The 21,815-nt window shown below is 50.5% G+C and carries 19 protein-coding genes; 8 read left to right on the top strand and 11 right to left on the bottom strand.

Going from position 1 to position 21,815, the window contains the following annotated elements:
* Nucleotides 1-40 precede the first annotated feature (40 nt).
* Together Z042_RS19650 and Z042_RS19645 are read left to right on the top strand one after the other, a co-directional pair.
* Nucleotides 41-736, top strand: coding sequence for an ABC transporter permease (locus Z042_RS19650; protein WP_024911765.1), 696 nt, complete (start codon nucleotides 41-43; stop codon nucleotides 734-736).
* Nucleotides 733-1,455, top strand: a complete 723-nt coding sequence (locus Z042_RS19645; protein WP_024911766.1) for an ABC transporter permease — start codon at nucleotides 733-735, stop codon at nucleotides 1,453-1,455. The genes Z042_RS19650 and Z042_RS19645 overlap by 4 nt, the downstream gene beginning before the upstream one ends.
* An 18-nt stretch (nucleotides 1,456-1,473) precedes the next feature.
* Here the strand turns inward: Z042_RS19645 and Z042_RS19640 are convergent, their stop codons facing one another.
* A complete protein-coding gene (locus Z042_RS19640; protein WP_024911767.1) occupies nucleotides 1,474-1,929 on the bottom strand; it encodes an Lrp/AsnC family transcriptional regulator in 456 nt (151 codons plus the stop codon).
* 14 nt (nucleotides 1,930-1,943) lie between these two features.
* Here Z042_RS19640 and Z042_RS19635 point away from each other — a divergent pair, with 14 nt between their 5' ends.
* Complete coding sequence (locus Z042_RS19635; protein WP_024911768.1) at nucleotides 1,944-3,062, top strand: succinylglutamate desuccinylase/aspartoacylase family protein; 1,119 nt, start codon at nucleotides 1,944-1,946, stop codon at nucleotides 3,060-3,062.
* Nucleotides 3,063-3,070: 8 nt separating this feature from the next.
* On the opposite strand, the gene sanA is transcribed toward Z042_RS19635, so the two are convergent.
* The 8 genes from sanA to metG all read right to left on the bottom strand — a co-directional run bounded on the left by sanA (nucleotide 3,071) and on the right by metG (nucleotide 12,742).
* Nucleotides 3,071-3,817, bottom strand: coding sequence for an outer membrane permeability protein SanA (gene sanA, locus Z042_RS19630; RefSeq protein WP_024911769.1), 747 nt, complete (start codon nucleotides 3,815-3,817; stop codon nucleotides 3,071-3,073).
* 163 nt (nucleotides 3,818-3,980) lie between these two features.
* Complete coding sequence (locus Z042_RS19625; RefSeq protein WP_024911770.1) at nucleotides 3,981-5,678, bottom strand: NAD-dependent malic enzyme; 1,698 nt, start codon at nucleotides 5,676-5,678, stop codon at nucleotides 3,981-3,983.
* Nucleotides 5,679-5,841: 163 nt separating this feature from the next.
* The gene (gene cdd, locus Z042_RS19620) at nucleotides 5,842-6,726 is read right to left on the bottom strand and encodes a cytidine deaminase (RefSeq protein WP_024911771.1); all 885 of its coding nucleotides are present in this window, start codon (nucleotides 6,724-6,726) and stop codon (nucleotides 5,842-5,844) included.
* A 149-nt stretch (nucleotides 6,727-6,875) separates the two neighbouring features.
* The gene (locus tag Z042_RS19615; RefSeq protein ID WP_024911772.1) at nucleotides 6,876-7,571 is read right to left on the bottom strand and encodes a CidB/LrgB family autolysis modulator; all 696 of its coding nucleotides are present in this window, start codon (nucleotides 7,569-7,571) and stop codon (nucleotides 6,876-6,878) included.
* On the bottom strand, nucleotides 7,568-7,975 hold the full coding sequence (locus Z042_RS19610) for a CidA/LrgA family protein (RefSeq protein WP_024911773.1): 408 nt from the start codon (nucleotides 7,973-7,975) through the stop codon (nucleotides 7,568-7,570). Before Z042_RS19610 ends, Z042_RS19615 begins: the two co-directional genes overlap by 4 nt.
* A 158-nt stretch (nucleotides 7,976-8,133) precedes the next feature.
* Complete coding sequence (locus tag Z042_RS19605) at nucleotides 8,134-9,357, bottom strand: MFS transporter (protein ID WP_024911774.1); 1,224 nt, start codon at nucleotides 9,355-9,357, stop codon at nucleotides 8,134-8,136.
* Nucleotides 9,358-9,627: 270 nt separating this feature from the next.
* Nucleotides 9,628-10,182 (bottom strand): fimbrial protein, encoded by a 555-nt coding sequence (locus Z042_RS19600; protein ID WP_162149743.1) that lies wholly within the window; start codon nucleotides 10,180-10,182, stop codon nucleotides 9,628-9,630.
* 532 nt (nucleotides 10,183-10,714) lie between these two features.
* On the bottom strand, nucleotides 10,715-12,742 hold the full coding sequence (metG, locus tag Z042_RS19595) for a methionine--tRNA ligase (protein WP_024911776.1): 2,028 nt from the start codon (nucleotides 12,740-12,742) through the stop codon (nucleotides 10,715-10,717).
* Between the two features lie 164 nt (nucleotides 12,743-12,906).
* Between metG and apbC the strand changes: the two genes are divergently transcribed.
* Nucleotides 12,907-14,019: an iron-sulfur cluster carrier protein ApbC gene (gene apbC, locus Z042_RS19590; RefSeq protein ID WP_024911777.1), complete on the top strand. Its 1,113-nt coding sequence runs from the start codon at nucleotides 12,907-12,909 to the stop codon at nucleotides 14,017-14,019.
* Nucleotides 14,020-14,061: 42 nt separating this feature from the next.
* On the opposite strand, the gene Z042_RS19585 is transcribed toward apbC, so the two are convergent.
* The gene (locus tag Z042_RS19585) at nucleotides 14,062-14,706 is read right to left on the bottom strand and encodes a phosphatase PAP2 family protein (RefSeq protein ID WP_024911778.1); all 645 of its coding nucleotides are present in this window, start codon (nucleotides 14,704-14,706) and stop codon (nucleotides 14,062-14,064) included.
* A gap of 312 nt (nucleotides 14,707-15,018) precedes the next feature.
* Between Z042_RS19585 and udk the strand changes: the two genes are divergently transcribed.
* The 4 genes from udk (at nucleotide 15,019) to dcuC (ending at nucleotide 19,861) form a co-directional block, all read left to right on the top strand.
* A complete protein-coding gene (gene udk / locus Z042_RS19580; RefSeq protein WP_024911779.1) occupies nucleotides 15,019-15,660 on the top strand; it encodes a uridine kinase in 642 nt (213 codons plus the stop codon).
* Nucleotides 15,661-15,781: 121 nt separating this feature from the next.
* Entirely contained in the window at nucleotides 15,782-16,363 is a 582-nt protein-coding gene (dcd, locus tag Z042_RS19575; RefSeq protein WP_024911780.1) for a dCTP deaminase, read from the top strand.
* A gap of 94 nt (nucleotides 16,364-16,457) precedes the next feature.
* Entirely contained in the window at nucleotides 16,458-18,296 is a 1,839-nt protein-coding gene (gene asmA, locus Z042_RS19570; protein ID WP_024911781.1) for an outer membrane assembly protein AsmA, read from the top strand.
* A gap of 209 nt (nucleotides 18,297-18,505) precedes the next feature.
* Nucleotides 18,506-19,861, top strand: a complete 1,356-nt coding sequence (gene dcuC / locus Z042_RS19565; protein ID WP_024911782.1) for an anaerobic C4-dicarboxylate transporter DcuC — start codon at nucleotides 18,506-18,508, stop codon at nucleotides 19,859-19,861.
* Nucleotides 19,862-19,900: 39 nt separating this feature from the next.
* Here dcuC and Z042_RS19560 read toward each other — a convergent pair whose 3' ends face one another.
* The gene (locus tag Z042_RS19560; protein WP_024911783.1) at nucleotides 19,901-21,487 is read right to left on the bottom strand and encodes a TerC family protein; all 1,587 of its coding nucleotides are present in this window, start codon (nucleotides 21,485-21,487) and stop codon (nucleotides 19,901-19,903) included.
* Between the last annotated feature and the right edge of the window lie 328 nt (nucleotides 21,488-21,815).

The raw sequence follows: 21,815 nt of genomic DNA, 5'->3' as shown, positions 1-21,815 counted from the left end.
GAATTCGACGCTGTGAGTCGGTTGGCTTACGGAGGCACAGATGGTCAGCGAATATTTGCCGCTGTTGGCGCAAGGGGCCGGGTTATCGCTGTGTGTGATGTTGTTGGCTCTGGTGTTGGCGGTGGTTCTTGGCCTGATCAATGCGGTGATCAAGCTGTTTGGTCCACCTTGGTTACGCTGGTTGTCGATCGGCTATACCACATTGGTACGTGGTATCCCTGAACTGGTTATCATGTTGCTGCTGTTTTTCGGTGGCGAAATGCTGGTGAATGGCCTCCTCAGCGTGTTTGGGATTGGCCCGGTGCGCTTCAATACCTTTATCTCTGGCGTATTGGCGATTGGTTTTGTGTTTGGCGCTTATTACACCGAAACGTTCCGGGGTGCTTTTCAGACGGTGGAACATGGCCAACTGGAAGCCGCGGTGGCCTATGGCATGCGCCCTGGGCAGGTATTTCGCCGCGTGATGTTGCCGCAGATGCTGAGTTTCGCCATACCTGGCATCAATAATAACTGGCTGGGGCTGATGAAAGCCTCGGCGTTGGTATCGATCCTGGGGCTGGAGGATATGGTGTGGTTGGCCGAGCAAGCGGGGCGTGCTACTCAGAAGCCGTTCTTGTTCTATTTTCTGGTGGCGGTGATTTATATGGTGATTACTGCGCTGTCCGGCTGGTTGTTTAATCGTCTGGCTCGGCGTTATGCTCTGTACTCCTCAACAGCCAGGGAGGTATCCTCATGAATTTGCAAACAATACTGGATACAATACCCACTTTTTTGTGGAGTGACGGGAACGATATTACCGGGTTGGCGGTGACCGCCAAGCTCTTCTTACTTTCGGTCATACCCGGTATGGCGTTGGCGGTGGTTATGGCGGTTGGGCAGGTTTATGGTCCGCGGCCGTTGTCGATGCTGATCCGCAGCGTGAGCTATTTTTTTCGTAGCACGCCGCTCTATCTGCAACTGATGCTGATTTATTATGGTTTGTCGCAGTTTGAGCTGGTGCAGTTAGGCTGGCAGAACGACCAGCCGTTCTGGCTGCTATTTCGCGATGCAACCTTCTGCGCCACGTTAGCGTTGGTGTTGAATGCCTGTGCTTATGCGACTGAACTGCTGGCTGGCATGATGGTGACCTTCCCGCGTCAGGAGTGGGTTGCCGGGGAGGCTTTTGGCATGAGCAGCGGGCAGATTATCCGCCGCCTGGTGCTGCCTGCGACGTTGCGGCGTGGTATTCCTGCATTGAACAATGAAATGGTGTTTCTGCTGCACGGGACTTCTCTGGCCAGCACGGTGACGCTGTTGGATATCACCGGCGTGGCTCGGGCGTTTTATGCAGCGACCTATTCCCCGTTCATTCCATTCCTGCTGGCCGCGGCGTTATACATGGTATGCACCTTCGTGCTGATTTTTCTGTTTTCACGTGCTGAACGGCGTTGGCTGGCGTTTGCCCGCCGCGCCTGATAAGCCGCAGCGGGGGAATCAGGCGCGTTTGATGGTCTGTAGCTCGGTCAGGGTGATGATTTTGTCTACGCGGAATTTTTTGCTGGTCAGCCAGGCATTGGCTAACTGCCGGTAGTGCTCCATGCTTTGGCAGCCGATGCGCACCAGAAAATCGAAACTGCCGCTGACCAGCCAGCAGTCCAGTACCTCCGGCGTATGGCGCATTTCCTGTTCGAACGCCGCTTGTGATTGGCCGTGGTCGGCCAACGCAATTTGCGCCTGTACCACAAACGCGTGTTCCGGCTCCGGTAGCTCAATCAGGGTGCTGTAGCCGCGGATAATGCCTGCGCGCTCCAGTATCCGCACTCTTTCCAGGCAGGGGCGGGGCGTCAGGTTAACCTGCTCGGACAGCTTACGGTAGGAAATACGGCCATCGTGGCGCAGTATTTCAAGGATTTTTTTATCAATTCGGTCAAGCCGCGTTTTCTTTTCCATAGATGGGACGTCCAATGAAAATTAATCACCATAACCTACCTGAACATGCGCTGGGCGGACAGCGCCGATTAACCAGTTTTCATTTCGGCCAGCCCGGCGTGGGTAAGAAAATTTACCTACAGGCGGGCCTGCATGCTGATGAACTGCCCGGAATGCTGGTGCTGCACTATCTTAAAAGATTGTTGTGCCAGGCGGAACGGCATGACGAAATCCAGGGGGAAATCATTGTGGTGCCGGTTGCCAATCCTCCTGGAGTGGCGCAGGTGTTGCTCAACAGCGGTATTGGCCGTTTTGATCTGGTCAGTGGGAACAATTTTAACCGCGACTTTCCTGATTTGGCGCAGTTGGCCCGCAACAGATTGCAGCCGCAGTCTTTTTCTAATATTGCCGATTACCGGCAATATATTCGCCATGCCATGGTCGCAGCACTTAACGATTTGCCCGCCAGCACTGAAGTGGCCGCGCTGCGCCAGCAATTACTGTTGCTGGCTTGCGATGCGGATATCGTGTTGGATCTGCACTGCGATGACCAGGCTATTTTGCATATGTATGCCGATCCGGCCTATCGTGAGCAGGTAGAGACTTTGGCGCGTTTTATGGATATCGGTACGGTGTTGTTGTCGCAGGACAGCGGCGGTGGTTCATTTGATGAGGCTTGTGGTTTGCCTTGGCATCGGTTAGCTGCAAGCCAGAGCGAGTGGAACCAGTTTGCTCCGGGATGCATGGCCGTCACGCTGGAATTACGCGGCCAACAGGATGTCAGCCACGCGTTGGCCAGTGCAGACGCGGAACGTCTTTACCGTTATCTGCAATATTGTGGGGTGATAACGGGGGAAGCGCCAAAGGTGCCTGAACGGGAAACGGTGATGCTGCCGTTTGCTGCCGGTGAAATAGTCCGCGCACCGGCCAGTGGCATCTTGCTACTGCTGCGCCAGCCAGGGGATTGGGTTGAGGCCAATGAAATTGTGGCCGAAATTATCGATCCGCTTACGGATACGGTAACAGCAGTGTATGCCCAGGCCGGTGGCCTGATCTATGCCAGCCGGCGTGCACCCTTTGTGACATTAGGCGCGGAGATCGCGAAAATCGCCGGGAAAACGCCTTATGAGGGTGGGGGTGGTTTGGCTGCTTAGCAGCAGCCTTACGGTTTTTGCAGTGCTTTTTGCTTTTCCGCCGCCAGTTTGTGCTCCAATTCCACCAGTTGCTCTGGCGATACCGCCGGGTAGCCTTGGGCATCTTCTGGCACATTGTGCATTGAGGCAATTGGAATCAACGGGCCGAGGAAGCGGGGTTCACGTTTCAGGATATACAGGTCGGTTAACGCTCCCAACCGGGCAAAAATCTCACGGGCGCGTACCGTCATCATGTTTTTTGGTGACGGCACCGCATAGCATTGTGCCTGAATGCCCATATGTAGCGCGATAAACAGTGCACGTTCGCAGTGGAAACGCTGAGTGATAATGGTGAAATCGTTGGTGTCGAATACTTTGCGTGTGCGGACGATGGAATCAAGAGTGCGGAAGCCGGCATAATCAAGCACGATATCGCTTGGCGCGACGCCAGCGGCGATCAAATCGCGGCGCATGGTCATGGGTTCATTGTAACTTTGCTGGGCGTTATCACCACTCAGCAGCAGGTATTTCACCCTCCCACTGTTATATGCATTAATTGCCCCCTGAATACGGTAGCGGTAATACTGGTTGATCACACCGGTTCGGTAATATTTGGCAGTACCTAACACGACACCAACCTGGCGATGTGGCAATTCTTGCAGTTCGTCGTAAACGTAAGGGGCAGTTTTCCAACTGATCCAGCGGTCAAGCGCGATAGCTGCCACCATCAACACCGCAGTGATGATGAACAGACTAATTATCAGGCGTTTCCACATAGTGTTGCCCTACGCGCACAATAGGAGAAAATAGGATTCAAGGCTACTTTACCTACTTGGTTGACGCAAGCGATCCAGGGTTTGGCGACGTTGTTACGCTGCATTTTTCGGCATTTTTACCGGGAAGGGGAAAAGGGGCATGAGATGCCCCGGTTTTTAAACTTCAGAACGAGGTGCGTTTATAGCTACGGTATTGCGGGCGCCAGAAGTTGTGTTCGATAGCTTTTGACAACGCTTCTTCTGACGTGACTACCGCAACCCCTTGCAGCTGCGCAGCTTTACCTACTTCCATGGCGATACATTTGGAAACGCCTTGAATATCATCGATATTTGGCAGCAACGCACCATGGCCGTCGGCAGCCAACGGTGAACAGTCGGCCAGTGCGCGGCTGGCGGCCATCAGCATGGTATCGGTCACGCGTGTGGCACCAGCAGCCAGCACACCCAAACCAATACCAGGGAAGATATAGGAGTTGTTGCATTGGGCGATGGGGAACTGTTGGTCTTTGTAAGTGACAGGGGTGAATGGGCTGCCAGTGGCGACCAGGGCAGCGCCGTCCGTCCAGTTGATGATGTCTTCTGGCCGCGCTTCCACACGGGAAGTGGGGTTGGACAGCGGCATGACGATCGGGCGCGGGCAATGTTTGTGCATTTCGCGGATCAACTCTTCGGTGAACAGCCCCGGTTGACCAGAAACGCCGATCAGGATGGTCGGTTTGGCATTACGTACCACTTCCAGCAGAGAGATCGCTTGGCTTTCCACTTGCCATCCCTCCAGGTTTTCACTTTTTTGCACCAGCTTGCTCTGGAAATCGAGCAGGTTTGGCAGTTGGTCGGTCAGCAGGCCAAAACGATCAACCATAAACACCCGCGCGCGGGCCTCTTCTTCACTCAGCCCTTCGGATTTCATCTGGGCGATGATCTGCTCGGCGATGCCACAACCGGCGGAGCCTGCACCGAGGAAGGTGACGATTTGATCGCGTAACTGGCTGCCTGCGGCGCGGCTGGCGGCGATCAGGCTGCCGAGAGTGACCGCCGCAGTGCCTTGAATATCATCGTTGAAGCAGCAGATTTCATCCCGATAACGATTGAGCAGCGGTGTGGCATTGTTTTGCGCAAAGTCTTCGAATTGCAGCAAAACGTTTGGCCAGCGGCGTTTGACGGCCTGAATGAATTCTTCCACAAAGGCATGATATTCATCACCAGAAATACGCGGGTGGCGCCAGCCCATATACAGCGGATCGTTCAGGCGCTGTGGATTATTGGTTCCCACATCCAACACCACGGGCAGCGTGTATGCTGGGCTGATCCCACCGCAGGCCGTGTACAGCGAGAGTTTGCCGATAGGGATGCCCATGCCACCAATGCCCTGATCCCCCAGGCCGAGAATGCGTTCACCATCGGTAACCACAATCACCTTCACGTTTTGTTTGGTGGCATTTTGCAGCATATCGTCGATATGTTCACGGTTCGGGTAGGAAATAAACAACCCGCGTGCACGGCGGTAGATATCAGAGAAATGCTCACAGGCGGCCCCCACGGTCGGGGTATAGATGATGGGCATCATCTCGCTAAGGTGTTCATCTAATAGACGATAGAACAGGGTTTCATTGGTATCCTGAATGTTGCGCAGGTAAATGTGTTTGTCGTTGTCGTTTTTGAAGTCCTGATATTGGCGGTAAGCGCGTTCTACCTGTTCTTCGATCGTTTCCACCGCTTCTGGCAACAAACCATGCAGGTTGAAGTGATTACGTTCTTCTTCAGTGAAGGCGCTGCCTTTGTTCAGTAACGGGAATTCCAGCAGAATCGGGCCAGCGTAAGGGATGTAGAGAGGGCGTTTGCTTTCGTATTCAAGTTCCATCAATTTTGCTCTTAACGGTGTCGGGTAGTTTTATCGCCGTAGATCCTAAAAGAACAGGAAAATATGTACAGCAATTGTTATGGGTTTATAACGCAAATTGATGTTTTTATCGGCGGTTAAACGATTTCTTAACGTAAACGACCGTTGGCTGCCGCCTGTGGGATTAAAAAGTCACCCGGCTAACGTTTTGGCAGCCCAGCGTTGCCAGAGTGGATCGGGTGGCATCCCACTGGCTCAGAGTGGCATTCTTGGCCTCAACTAAAACCGCCCGATGGATTTTCTGACAGTTACCGCCAGAGATATTCATCAGGATTAAGGCGGCTTGCAGCGGTGGCAGGCTGGGGTTGAAGGCGGCATTTTCTGCGTAACGGCCCGCATACAGGGTGCCATCTTCCGCTTCCAGCGCCACGCCGCTGTGTGCTTTGCTGTAAGGTGCATGGCTGTGGTTGGCCGCCGCCAGCGCAGCTTTTACCAATGTATCGTCCGATGCGAGCTGGAAACCGTGCTCAACCGGGCTCATTAGCCGTTCGCTGATATCAAGATCTTTCGGCCCAAAGGCGTCGGGCAGGTAATCACCCAGCGTAGCCGGGGCGCGCTCTGGCAGCAGGATCTGCAAGCGGGTTCCGCTTTTTAACTCATTCATAAACTGGCGGCAGTGGCCACAAGGAGTGTAGTTGACGGTAATGGCGGTTAACCCGATCTCACCGCGCAGCCAGGCATGCGTGATGGCGCATTGTTCGGCATGCACGGTTTGCTGCAGCGGGGCATTGCTGAATTCCATATTGGCACCAAAATACAGATTGCCACTGACACCGCGTGCAATAGCCCCAACGTGGAAATGCGAAATCGGCGTGAGCGAACAGGCGGCAGCTAATGGCAGCAAGGCAAAGGCCAAAGCATCATCGCTCAACCCGCTGTATTGTTTGATGGTTTCCAGCTGTTCGGCCGTGAGCATAGCCGGGAAACCGGGAGCGTCAAAATAAGGCCGCAGGGCAGATTGCAATGTTGCCGATAGTTCGCTGTAAGCAGTGTGAAAACGTGGGTGCATAGAAAATCTCTCTATAGGTAAAGGGATACCCATATCTTGACTGCCTTAGGCAATCAACCCAAAAACAAAGTGTGAATATAGTCTTTTTATGGGTGAAATTAATGTAATGAAAACATCAATTGTGTGATGTGTCGCAAAAATTAGCCCTGTCAGCCAAATAAACGCAGCAATATTGGGAAGAGAAACGGTGCAATCAGAGAAGTGATGATGCCACAGATAACCAGCGCCAATGAGCTGAATGCCCCTTCCTGATAATCGATTTCCGCGCTGCGTGCGGTACCCAAAGCGTGCGATGCGGTGCCCATTGCCAAACCGCGTGCAGAACGGGTGTTTATTTTTAGCAGATTAAATAGCGTATGACCGAAAACAGAGCCCAAAATACCGACAAAAATCACACACACCGCGCTAATGGCGGGAATGCCGCCAATGGATTCTGCTACTGCCATGGCAATTGGTGTCGTGACTGATTTTGGCATAATTGATGCGGCAATATCCGGTTTAGCCCCCATCAGCAAGGCGATAGCGCCCCCGCTGATCATGGCAGTCATACTGCCGATAAAACACACGGTAATGATCGATCTCCAACGAGCGCGGATCTGGTGAAGCTGTTCGTAAAGCGGGTAAGCGAGCGCGACAATCGCGGGCTGTAATAGATCATTGAGGACTTTGCTGCCCTGAAAATAGCATGGGTAGGGAATGCCCGTCAGCAGCAAGAAGGGAATGATGATCGCCATCGAAACCAGCAAGGGATTCAGCAATGGCATGTTCAACCACTGGGCTAATTTGCGCGCACCGTAGAAAACCACCAGTGTGAGTGGCAAAGACCACCAGATATTGTGGATCATGGCTTATCCTCCGCGTTTGGGTCTTTAGCGGGGAGGGGGCGATCGCGGTGGAAATAGTGAGAAGTGTAACCAACCACCACAAAGACCAGTAGAGTGCTGAGCAAGCAAGACACCACCAGCGGGCCGAGATCGTCGATAATCTGGTCGTAATACTGCATGACTCCGATGCTGATGGGAACAAACAGCAACACCATATAGCGGATAAGCAGCTGGCAACCGGGTTTGACCCATTTGGCGGGCAGGATTTGTAATGAGAGCAGGACAAACAGGATCAGCATACCAATAATGCTGCCGGGGATGGTGATCGGTAACAGTGATGCAATAACATTCCCGGCAAATAGACTGAGGTAAATCAGTGCCAGCGCCCTGATATATTTCCAGCACAGTATGAATACGTTGTTCATAGCCTCTTTCCGCTTAATGTGACGGATTCATCATACAATTAAACTGTGAGCTACGCCACATATGCCTTATCAATTCACTGTCGATCTATAAGGATGCAGCGTTGACAAGGCCGCAGCATAGCGTTGGGTAACTGAATGTTCTCAGTGTAGTGCTTTCTCTATTTCGCGTTGTTGGGGCTGCAAAGCGGCCTGTGTTGCCCTGCTAAGCGGTGACCGAGGAAAAAGAACCACAGGCTGAACAGAGCCGCAGCGATCAACACCAGAAACATCACCGGCGGTGGCGTATAGCTCAACAGGAAACCACACATGACCGGATTAATTGCGCCCCCCAGATTGCTGAGGCTTTGGACGCCGTAATAGCTGCCTTTCAGGTGCGCTGGAGCGATAAAGTCGATAAACATATATTCAACGGGGATCACGATGATTTCCCCAAGCGTGAAAATAGCCATCGCCACTATCCACAGCCAGACCGATTGCCCAGCCAGCAAAAAACCGATTAATCCCAGTACGAAGAACAGAGTACCCAATATCAGCCAACGCAGCATGTTGTCTTGGCGCATTCCTCGGCTGAGCAAGTATTGCAGGGCGATCACGATGCTGGCGTTGACGATCATCACGACCCCAATGATTTTATAGGCGAATTCGGCGTCGGATACGGTGATGAGATATTGTGACAGATAACCGGTGAACTGGCCGAACACCACGGCACCTAACGCACTGCCGATGGTGAAATAAATCAGCCGCCGATCGTTACGCAGAATCCCCAGCGTTTGGCGAAAATTAGGCACAGTTATTGGGGCGGCATTGGGCTCCGCAATTGGTGATGGCGTTTGCTTACGTAATCGGAAGCTCAACACGGCTACCGTCAGTAGTGCCAATCCACCGGAGAGATGGAACGGGAGCAGGGGGCTGTAACCGGCGACCATCACACCCAGCGATGAACCAATGGCCCAACCGACGTTAACCAGCGTGTAATTTATTGAAAAGGCCTTGATGCGTTTCGTTACTGGCAGCCAACTGGCAAAACAGGCTTTGATAGCAATGCTGAGCACGGCATAAGCCGTATGCAGGATGGCCAATACAGCAACGACGCCCTCTGGGCGTGAGAGCCAGGGAATAGCAAAGAAACTCAGGGAAAATAACAGGATAGAGAATAGGATCAGAATATTTTTATTAAAGCGGTCTACCAGATAGCCGCCGTAAAAACTGCTGATAATGCCGATGGTCAGGCTGATACCAAGGATAATCCCCACGCTTTTCGGTAGCAGGTGAAAGTGTTCAGTAAGATAGATGGTGATAAAGGGTAGCGTAACACCGCGGCCAATAGTCAATACCAACGAGCTTACCAACAACGTGTTGATCAGCGGAGGGAATCCCTTCATAACCCAACCTGTTTATGCATACAGCTATTAAGCCAGTATCGATACATTAACCCATTCTACGGTGCTGAACAGGGGGAGGACGAGAAATTATTTTAAAAAAGAGGCGATGGTTGTGGCTTCGTATAAACATCTCAATGAAGCCATGTTTGTTCCGTCTGACTGTGCCACGGTTTTGAGAATGGCAAAAAATGCCAGAAAGCGTCAGCAGATCAATTCAAACCATTAAGCCACCGTTATTAGGCAGCTTGATGGTTCAAACCAGGAAATAAGTCAGTTGTATAAAACGGAGAACTGCATGGTGGCATTCGCCGATCCGCTGGCAAATTCAGACCCTATATTCAGCCCAAAGTAGTCAGCATAGAATTTAATTCTATTGCTGTTACCTGGTGAAGCATCAATAGGCTGCGTGAGTTGAGAAACTTCGTTAGGCACGATTGGTTTCATTGAACCGGGGCTATCCAGAGTGAAAAGGCTGATGCCGATACCTTTCGCTACACCAGGCTGGCCTGCATTATCCAATGCAAATAGTGAAGCGTTGGTTGGCTCTGCTACACCTTCGATTATTATTGAGGCAACATTGATATTCGCCGGGCAATTATTTAAAACCAGTTCGAACTCTGACACTCGGCCCAGGGGTTCATCGTGAAATATTTTTGCTTCAGCAGCAGTAACCGAGCCCATATTCACGCTGATATTTTTTGAAGCGACTTCACAGGCACTTTCAGTTAGCCGCCCGGTAAAGTTTATGATTCCATCAGCGGCCAACGCAGAGGTAAACAGCTGGCTGGATGCGATCAGCGTAAAGGCTAAAAAAGACTGATTCATGTTCATTGTTTCCCATATCGATATTCCATTCGACACTATCAATCAATAAATCGATGTCAAGATCCATATTGAAATGGCAATAAGTCGCCATTGGTAGGATTTGTTGCCAACTATGCCAAATTTTTTATTGGCAATAAAATCCCGGCCATCAATCTATAATCAATCACTTTTTTAGTAAAGATGCCGAATACTTCCAAAATAGCATTTTATTAAAGGGGGTTTTAGATGCTTCTTTGGTTGTTTTAAAGAAAATGGCTGAGGAAAAAATTATAGTTAGCCATTTTTTGTATAAAGGATCGAAAAAATTACCATTTTCAGGATAAAAATTTATTTTTCTTCCTGTGAGAAAAGTCAAAATTTTGCTGGAGTGTTAGAAGATGCCTTTTTCGTTATTTTTTAATATATTTTCAACCCATAGCAATGGGTTTGGTGGTTAGAACCGGAGTATGGGTTACTTAAGGTTACTGCGGAGAGTTACACAGAATAGTCCCCTTTCCCTTGAGGCAAGGGTCAGGGGACATGCACTGATGGCTTATTTCACCTGCATTCCTGGCTGTGCACCGCTATCCGGGCTCAACAGGAAAATATCTTTCTCGCCTGGGCCAGCGGCCATTACCATGCCTTCGGAAATGCCGAAGCGCATTTTACGCGGTGCCAGATTGGCTACCATGATGGTCAGGCGGCCTTCCAGCTGTTTCGGGTCGGGATAAGCGGAACGAATGCCGGAGAATATCTGACGAGACTCGCCACCCAGATCCAACAGAAGTTTCAGCAGTTTGTCGGAACCTTCCACAAATTCAGCGCTTTTAATCAGCGCAATCCGCATGTCTACCTTGGCGAAATCGTCAAAGGTAATGGTTTCCTGAATCGGATCGTCTGCTAACGGGCCGGTCACCACCTTCGCTGCGGCCATATCTTCTTTTGAGGCGTTAACCATTTCATTCACTTTATCAAGATCGATACGGTTAAACAGTGCCTTAAAGGGGCTCACCGGGTGACCCAGCAGCGGTTGTGCAATAGCATTCCAACTCAGCTCACAGTTGAGGAAAGCTTCGGCCCGCTCGGTCAGCGCAGGCAATACCGGTTTCAGGTAAGTCATCAACACACGGAACAGGTTGATACCCATTGAGCAGATTGCCTGCAAATCAGCGTCACGCCCTTCTTCCTTCGCCACCACCCAGGGGGCTTGCTCATCCACGTAACGGTTAGCCAAATCGGCCAGCGCCATGATTTCGCGGATCGCACGGCTGGTTTCGCGGTTGGCATAGGCTTCAGCAATGCTTTCAGCAGCTTCAACAAAGGTTTGATACAGCGCCGGGTCAGCCAGTTTATCAGCCAGTTGCCCGCCAAAGCGTTTATTGATGAAACCGGCGTTACGTGAAGCCAGATTCACCACTTTGTTGACGATATCGGCATTCACGCGCTGCACGAAATCTTCCAGGTTCAGGTCGATATCGTCAATGCGGGAAGACAGCTTGGCGGCATAGTAGTAACGCAGGCAGTCAGCATCCAAATGCTGTAGGTAAGTTCCGGCCTTGATAAAGGTACCGCGCGATTTAGACATCTTCGCGCCGTTCACCGTGACATAACCGTGCACAAACAGGTTGGTCGGTTTGCGGAAGTTGCTGCCTTCCAACATGGCAGGCCAGAACAGACTGTGAAAATAAACGATATCTTTACCAATAAAGTGGTAAAGCTCGGTGGTGGAATCTTTACGCCAGAATTCATCGAAATTCAGATCGCCACGTTTATCACACAGGTTTTTGAAGGAGCCCATATAGCCGATCGGCGCATCCAGCCAAACGTAGAAATATTTGCCAGCCGCATCTGGGATCTCAAAGCCAAAATACGGCGCGTCGCGGGAAATATCCCACTGTTGCAGGCCGGATTCGAACCATTCTTGCATTTTGTTCGCCACTTGCTCTTGCAGCGCACCGGAACGGGTCCAGGCTTGCAGCATGTCGCTGAACGCCGGCAGGTCAAAGAAGAAATGCTCAGAATCACGCATGACCGGCGTAGCGCCAGAAACTACCGATTTCGGCTCAATAAGTTCGGTTGGGCTGTAGGTGGCGCCACAGACTTCGCAGTTATCGCCGTACTGGTCTGGGGATTTGCACTTCGGGCAGGTGCCTTTCACAAAACGATCTGGCAGGAACATGCCTTTCTCAGGATCATAAAGCTGAGAAATGGTTCTTTGCTTGATAAAGCCGTTCTCTTTCAGACGGCGATAGATCAGACCGGCCAGCTCACGGTTTTCTTCGCTATGGGTTGAGTGATAGTTGTCATAGCTGATGCCAAAACCAGCGAAATCCTGTTGGTGCTCGTGGCTCATTGTCGCGATCATTTCTTCCGGCTGGATGCCCATCTGCTGTGCCTTCAGCATGATTGGGGTGCCGTGTGCGTCATCTGCACAGATGAAATGAACCTCGTGGCCGCGCATTCGTTGGTAACGAACCCAGATATCTGCCTGGATGTGCTCGAGCATGTGGCCGAGATGGATGGAACCATTTGCGTACGGTAGCGCGCACGTCACCAATAATTTTTTCGCGACTTGAGCCATAGTAAGAACTTGCTTTCTGTAATGAATAAAAAGGGACTTTGATGGTAACCGATCGCGCTCTTTGCTACCAGAGCGGTTTCTTTCGGGTTATGCGCACGGGTTGCCTCGTAGTTCTGGTATGCTTAGCGAGAAGTTAATCATTTAAAAAAAATCAAGGAGCCGGGATGAACGCAAAATCCCCCGAGCAGACTAACCCTGAAGTTCTGCGTGCCCTGGTGACCGGTGTACTGGCCGCCTTTGAACACCCGACGTTAAAAAATAATCTGACTGCCCTGAAAGCTATCCACCATTGTGCGATGCTGGACAAGGTGCTGCATATTGAACTGATCATGCCATTCGCCTGGCGGAGTGGTTTTGCTGCGCTGCAAGAGACGGTGAGTGATGAACTGCTGCGCGTAACCGGCGCGCAGGCCATCGATTGGAAACTGAAGCAGGACATCACTACCCTGAAACGGGCCAACGATCAGGCCGGTGTGAAGGGAGTGCGTAATATCATTGCTGTCAGTTCTGGCAAGGGCGGGGTGGGGAAATCCAGCACCGCAGTCAATCTGGCACTGGCATTGGCCGCTGAGGGGGCCAAAGTGGGGATTCTTGATGCGGACATTTATGGCCCGTCGATCCCGAATATGCTGGGTACTGAACATGAACGCCCAACGTCACCGGACGGCCAACGTATGGCACCGATCATGGCTCACGGCCTGGCAACTAACTCTATCGGCTATCTGGTGACTGATGATAACGCGATGGTATGGCGTGGCCCGATGGCCAGTAAGGCGCTGTTGCAATTGTTGCAGGATACGCTGTGGCCAGATTTGGATTATCTGGTGCTGGATATGCCGCCGGGTACCGGTGATATTCAGCTAACACTGTCGCAGAACATCCCGGTTACCGGTGCGCTGGTGGTGACTACGCCGCAGGATATCGCCTTACTGGATGCAGCGAAGGGCATTGTGATGTTTGAGAAAGTGCATGTGCCAGTGCTGGGTATCGTTGAGAATATGAGCATGCATATTTGCAGCAACTGCGGCCACCATGAGCCTATTTTCGGTACCGGCGGTGCAGAGAAGTTAGTGAAAAAATACAACAGCCGCCTGTTAGGGCAGATGCCGTTGCATATTTCATTACGTGAAGATCTGGATCGTGGTCAGCCCACGGTAATCAGCCGCCCAGACAGCGAGTTTGCCGAAATGTACCGCCAATTGGCCGGGCGCGTTGCGGCACAAATGTACTGGCAGGGGGAAGCCATTCCAACCGAGATCTCTTTCCGAGCGCTGTAAATTCGTAGGCTCTAATGACAACCCGGCACCACGCCGGGTTTTTTAATGGTGTTTAGCACTGATAGAGGAAGTTGGTGCCTTGTGCAGATCGGCTCGTATAAAAGGCCTTTCTACGGGAGCAATTGTTACGGCAATCCGCTCCAGTAAACTCTGGGTTGGCGCTGCGCTGCCGGTGTTGATCAGGATCAGCGGCAGAATCAGCGTAGCGCCAATCTTGCGATAGGATAACCTGGGGGGCGTAGTGCCGCGCTGGAGTAACAGGAATGTGCTGCTGACGATCAGGCCCAATACCAAGCCGGTAATCACTTCTGAGGTGGAGTGAACGTGAATCGCCAAGCGTGAATAACCTACGGCGATAGCGAGAATATACCCCATGATAACGGCTGCGCGCCTGATTGCCCGTGAAAAACGGCTACTGAGCAGCCACAGCATGACTGGCCAGATGCTGGCAGACAGCGCCGAATGGCCGCTGAATCCGGTAAAGTCAAACTCGCGGCTGCCAATGCCCCAACCCATAAAGGCCAGTTTTGATACACACACCACGGCACTGACACCACCAAACAACAGCGTCCATTCCCATGTGGGTTTTCTACTGGCAGGTGAAAGTATCAAAATGATGAAGATAATGGCGGCGCAGGGAAGCAACAGCATGCTGTCACCAAAGAAGGTCAGGAAATGCCAGTTCATCATGTAGGGCAGCACTCAACTGAAGAGAATAAATAACGTTGTTTCACGAATTTGAATACTCGCTGAAGGTGAACAGGAGGATCATGGAGCAATATTGTACTCTGAGAGCCTGATTTACAGTAGTCGTAATGTTCTTAAAACGCTATCTGATCTTTTCAGGCTATCGACCAGCGAATTTCAGGTTACAGTCAATCACTCCTCAATGTGCAAGACGATAGGGGGGGATAAACGCTGGCGCTATGCCCATGAACTCCCTATAATTACTCTGTCTCAGTTCTCTTTTTCCCACTTTAAAATCAGGTCCTTAATTTTATGACTGACAAACCGCATCAGTGCGTCATTATCGGTATAGCTGGTGCATCTGCCTCTGGAAAAAGTCTTATCGCCAGCACTCTGTATCGTGAACTCCGTGAGCAGGTGGGGGACGAGCATATCGGTGTGATCCCAGAAGACAGTTATTATAAAGATCAGACTCATTTGACCATGGAAGAACGGGTTAAAACCAACTATGACCACCCGAATTCAATGGATCACAATCTTTTGTTGCAGCATCTGCAAATGCTGAAAGCCGGTAAGGCGATTGAGTTGCCGTTGTACAGCTACACCGAACATACGCGTAAGAAAGAAACTATCCATCTGGAACCGAAAAAAGTCATTATTCTGGAAGGTATCTTGTTATTGACGGATGTCCGTTTGCGTCAAACGATGAGTTTCTCGATCTTTGTTGACACTCCGTTGGATATTTGCCTGATGCGGCGTATGAAGCGCGATGTGAATGAGCGTGGCCGTTCGATGGATTCCGTGATGGCACAATACCAGAAAACGGTTCGCCCAATGTTCCTGCAATTTATTGAGCCTTCCAAACAGTATGCTGACATTATTGTTCCACGTGGGGGTAAAAACCGCATTGCCATTGATATTTTGAAAGCCAAAATCAGCCAATTTTTTGAATAATGTCATTTGAATGTGAGAAAACGGTATTTTTTCGGCCTGTAGTGAATTATCTAATGCCCTGACATAGATCTTTGGTCTGCTATGTGGCAATTTTTGCGCTTTGATCGAATGGAGATAACGAATGAGACTGTGTGACCGTGATATAGAAGCCTGGCTGGATAGTGAAAAACTGGTTATCTCGCCACGTCCGCCGATTGAACGTATTAGCGGGGCCACGGTGGATGTCCGTTTGGGTAATCAATTCCGCGTTTTTCGCGGTCACACGGCTGCATTTATCGATCTTAGCGGGCCTAAAGATGAAGTGGGTGCGGCGCTTGATCGCGTCATGAGCGATGAGATCGTGTTGCCAGAAGGGGAGGCTTTCTTCCTGCATCCTGGCGAGTTGGCGCTGGCGGTCACGCTGGAGTCAGTGACGCTGCCAAACGATCTGGTGGGCTGGCTTGATGGCCGTTCTTCTTTGGCCCGGCTGGGGTTGATGGTACATGTGACCGCGCACCGAATTGATCCTGGTTGGCAGGGGAGAATTGTATTGGAGTTCTATAATTCAGGTAAGCTGCCACTTGCGTTACGGCCTGGCATGCTGATCGGCGCACTGAGTTTCGAACCGCTCTCTGGGCCGGCAGCACGGCCATATAACAGCCGGCAGGATGCAAAATATAAAGATCAACAGGGGGCAGTGGCCAGCCGTATCGATAAAGACTGACTGCGTTGGGTATTCTGCGCTGAGATGCCCAAAGTATTTGGAATTGCGGCTAATCATACCGCAGTTTCCGGTCATCAGAGGGTGAGAGGATGGCATGAGAAGATTACTGACAACTTTGGTGATTTTACTGGTAGTGCTGGTGGCGGGTATGACGGCGTTGGTCATGCTGGTCAATCCGAATGATTTCCGTGCCTATATGGTCAAGAAGGTTGAACAACGTAGCGGTTACCACCTGACGCTGGAAGGCGATTTACGCTGGCATGTGTGGCCCCAACTCAGCATTTTGGCTGGGCGGATGACCCTGACTGCGCCTGGCGCGAAAGCACCGGTGCTCAGTGCTGACAATATGCGGCTTGATGTCAAACTCTTGCCGCTGCTCTCCCACCAACTGTATGTCAAACAGGTGATGCTGAAAAATGCTGTTATCCGCCTGACTGCTGATAGTGAAGAACAAGTGCAACTGGGTGCGCCGATAGCGCCTGGAGGCAATCAGGCTGATGATGTTGACTCTGCCTGGACGTTTGGGATCGATAATTTGCGCGTAGTGGACAGCCTGTTAATCTGGCAACGTGCCAATAACGAGCAGATCAATGTTCGCGATATTAATTTGAGCCTACAGCAAAACGGCCAGCATCAGGCGCAGATGGAACTCTCCAGCCGGGTGAACCGCGATCAGCGAGATCTGACGTTTACGCTGGTTGCCGATCTTGATTTGCAGCAATATCCCCGCCAGATTGGCGCAAATGTTACACAATTCAGTTACCAGCTCGAAGGTGCGGATATTCCCGCAACAGGTATTAAAGGTGAAGGCAGCGTACAGGCCCTGTATCAGCAGTCGCCGCAGCAAATTGCGTTCAGCCAACTGATGTTCAGTGCCAATGACAGCCAACTGACCGGTACAGCAAGTGCGCAGTTTGGGCTGGAACCTCGCTATATTTTAGATCTCAGTTCAGCCAACCTTAACCTGGATGCGGTTTCGGGATGGCAGAACAAAACTGCCGACGAAGTGCAATTAGCGCCATCAATGACTGCTGCTCCGGTTATCGCTAATCAAGCGGAGGATTCGCAGCAGAGTTTGCAGATGCTACGTGATTTCAACGCCCAACTGAATCTGAAAGCGGAACAGGTAACATACCGTGGGATGAATCTCAGCCAACTGGTGGCACAGGTTGATAATCAGCAGGGATTACTGACGGTAAAAACCTTATCCGGCAAACTGGCTGGTGGTGGTTTTGCTTTGCCGGGTTCACTGGATGTACGTGGCAGCAAACCACTCATCACATTGCAGCCGGTATTGCAGCAGATTGAGTTGGGAGATGTGCTCAAGGCGTTTGGCATGCCATTGGTGCTGACTGGCACTTTCAGTATGCAGGGTGATTTGACTGGCGATCGGTTTACTGCATCTGCTTTTGAACAGAGTTGGCAAGGTACGGCTGAAATGATCATGCAAAACGCTCAGTTGCATGGCCTGAATATTCAACAGCTCATCCAGCAAGCTGTAGCGCGTAATGACAGCAGCGTTCGTGGGCAGGATAACTACCAACGTTATACCGAAGTGAAACAGATGAGTGCCAAGGGAAGTTTGAGCAATGGCACAATTAATCTCAGCAAACTGACGGCAGATTCCCCTTTACTCAACCTGACCGGTAGTGGAACCGTGAATATGCAAGATAAACAGTGCGATATGACATTAAATGTGCTGGTGACCGGGGGATGGCAGGGTAGCAATAATCTGATTACACAGTTGAGGAAAACACCGATACCATTGCGAGTCTATGGGCCATGGCAACAGCTCAATTATCAGCTGCAAGTTGACCAGGTTTTGCGCAAAATGCTGCAGGATCGCGCCAAGGATGCTCTGAATAAATGGGTAGATAAGAATAAAAGCTCGTCCGAAGGGCGAGAACTGAAAAAACTGCTCGATAAGTTATAGTCTTTGTTTGGTACGGGCCGTTTAATCGGCCTGTTTACTACCCATTGCCTTAAAAGCTGTTCTAACCTGAGATTTCATTATTTCCTGATAGTTTCCTCTCGCAACTTTGATGAGTGTCATAATGTCTTATATCGTTTTTCGGCAAAGTAGGCCGCTATTTGGCGGCTATAGCATGTTTAGCTGAAGTAAAATAATCAAGCTGAGGGATTATGATAGAACTTTTGATTGGTGTGGTGGTAGCGATAGGGGTTGGTCGTTACATTATTAAAGGTTATTCGGCCACAGGAGTATTGATGGTTGGAGGGCTGATGTTATTGGCGATCAGCGCATCGATGGGGAAAAGCGTATTGCCTGCCAGCGCTACCTCAACAGGCTGGCATGCGACTGATATTGTTGAATATGTCAAAATTTTGCTGATGAGCCGCGGCGGCGATCTCGGCATGATGATTATGATGCTGTGTGGTTTTGCCGCGTATATGACACATATTGGTGCCAATGATGTGGTGGTGAAGTTGGCTTCGCGCCCTTTGCAGGTGATCAACTCCCCTTATTTATTAATGATTGCGGCTTATTTCGTTGCCTGCCTGATGTCGTTGGCGGTGTCCTCGGCAACTGGCCTTGGTGTGTTACTGATGGCGACGCTGTTCCCGCTGATGGTGAATGTGGGCATCAGCCGTGGTGCGGCAGCGGCTATTTGTGCCTCTCCGGCAGCCATTATCCTTTCACCAACTTCTGGAGATGTGGTGTTGGCTGCAAAAGCGGCAGAAATGCCGTTGGTTGATTTTGCGTTTAAAACCACGCTACCTATCTCGATTGCTGCCATTATCTGTATGGCGATTGCCCATTTCTTCTGGCAGCGTTATCTCGATAAGAAAAACAACGAACAGCATCATATTGTCGATGTCAGTGAGATCACGACTCACGCTCCGGCTTTCTATGCCATCCTGCCCTTTACCCCGATTTTGGGGGTGTTGGTGTTTGACGGCAAATGGGGCCCTGAGCTGCATATTATTACCATACTGGTCATCTGTATGCTTTTGGCTGCGGTGATTGAGTTCATCCGTAGTTTCAATGCAAAAATCGTCTTTACCGGTTTGGAAGTGGCTTACCGCGGGATGGCCGATGCTTTTGCCAGCGTAGTTATGTTGTTGGTTGCGGCTGGCGTTTTTGCTCAGGGGTTAAGCACCATCGGGTTTATCAGCGGTTTGATCGGCTTGGCGCAATCATTTGGAACTGGCGGTATTATTATGATGCTGGTTCTGGTGGTGATTACTATGTTAGCAGCCATGACGACAGGCTCCGGTAACGCTCCTTTCTATGCATTTGTTGAATTGATCCCGAAGTTGGCCGCGCAAATGGGAATTAACCCGGCTTATCTGGTCATTCCAATGTTGCAAGCATCAAACCTGGGCCGAACTTTGTCACCGGTTTCCGGTGTAGTGGTGGCAGTTTCTGGGATGGCGAAAATCTCACCATTCGATGTAGTTAAGCGTACTTCGGTGCCGGTTATCGTGGGGTTAATTGTGGTGATTGTAGCAACAGAACTGCTGGTGCCTGTGCGCTGACCGCCAATGCCGGGCATCCATTGGCATGCCCGGCGTGGCTTAGATTTCATCATCTCCTTCCGCTATCGCCAACGGCGTAATTTTTACTTTCACGATACGGTGGCTACTGATCTCTAAGGGTTCAAACAGATAGTTACCAATTGATAGTTGTTCACCTTCTTGTGGGATGCGCTGGCAATGTTCCATCAATAAACCTGCCAGGGTATGGTATTCACGCTTTTCTTCGATTGATAGCGGTACATACAGCACTAAATCTTCCAACGGCATGTGACCATTGGCAATCCAATAACCCTCGGCAGTTTGTTGAATATCGTGGCGTGCGTCCGTTTCCTCATCTGCTTCTGGCAGATTACCGGCGATGGTTTCCATGACATCCGTCAATGTCACGACCCCTTCAATTGAGCCAAACTCATCGACAACAAAAGCAAAATGCGTTTTTGCCTGACGAAATTGTTCTAGTGCGGAAAGTAACGTTAATTGCTCTGGAAAGATCAAGGGCTGGCGCACCAGCGCACGTAGGTCTAATGAGGATTGTTGCAGCTGTTGTTTCAGGACATCGATCGTGTGGATGACGCCCAGCGGTTCATCGTTAGAGTTATCTTCTATTACAACGATGCGCGTATGCTGGTTTTTCTTCAGCAATTGCGCCAATTTTTCTTGTGGATCGTTCAGCGCAAGATATTCCACATCATGCCGTGATGTCATGATGCTGTTGACCGTACGCTGTGCCATACCTAGCACGCGCTCGATCATATGGCGTTCCTGCTGGTTGAAAACTTCACCGCTTTCATTGGTACGTGCAGCGACTAAATTGGCTGAATGGCTGTCCAGCTCGGCTTCTTCATGCTTGCCACTTAACATGCGCAATACTGCTTCAGCAGTGCGTTCACGCAGAGGACGAACCTTGGAAAGAAAACGGCGCCGGTTGAATTGGGAGAGTTGATTTAACGCTTCGATCATCACTGAGAAACCAATCGCGGCGTAGAGGTACCCTTTCGGAATATGGTAACCGAACCCTTCTGCAACGAGGCTGAAACCAATCATAAGCAAGAAGCTGAGACACAGAATCACGATAGTGGGGTGGGCGTTGACAAAACGTGTGAGTGGTTTACTGGCAAGCAACATCAGGCCGATAGCGATACAAACCGCAATCATCATTACTGCCAGATGATCGACCATACCAACCGCAGTAATCACCGAATCCAGCGAAAATACCGCATCCAGAACGACAATCTGTGCAACCACAGGCCAGAAACGAGCGCCTTTACGTGACCCATGTTGTTCTTCATCTTTGCCTTCCAGGCGTTCATTCAGTTCCATGGTGGCTTTAAATAGCAGAAAGATACCCCCAACCAGCATGATCAGATCCCGGCCACTGAATGCATGGCCTGCGGCAGTAAACAGGGGCTTGGTGAGTGTTGCCAGCCAGGAGATTGAGGCTAACAGTGCCAAACGCATCAGCAAAGCTAATGAAAGCCCCACGATGCGTGCTTTATCTCTTTGTTTTTCTGGTAATTTTTCTGCTAAAATGGCAATAAATATCAGGTTGTCTATCCCTAATACAATTTCCAGCACAACCAGGGTGGCCAAACCGGCCCAAATTGTTGGATCTGCGATCCAGTCCATATACCCAATCTCACTTATTGGTTCTGTAGCATAAGTGGGAATGATGGACGCTGAGGGAAGGGAATTCAACTTTAAATCAGTAGTTGGAGATACAAGATAAATGAGCAGGGCAGAAAGTTGGGTCGTGGCAGGCTTTTTTGCCTGATTTGTCGATAATAACGCAAGAATAAGTCAAACATTTACCCTGGATATCGATGCCTAAATAATATTAAATAAAATCAATTGGTTATTTTTTATTTTGCATGAGAAAATTTGTACGTTTAAACATCAAGAGTGGTCTTATTCTGAAAAGGCCTGTACATGTTTATCTAAGGCTTGTTTCAATGGG

The sequence above is a fragment of the Chania multitudinisentens RB-25 genome (genome assembly GCF_000520015.2).
Lineage (GTDB): Bacteria > Pseudomonadota > Gammaproteobacteria > Enterobacterales > Enterobacteriaceae > Chania > Chania multitudinisentens.
This window is presented reverse-complemented; position numbering and strand designations above follow the sequence as displayed.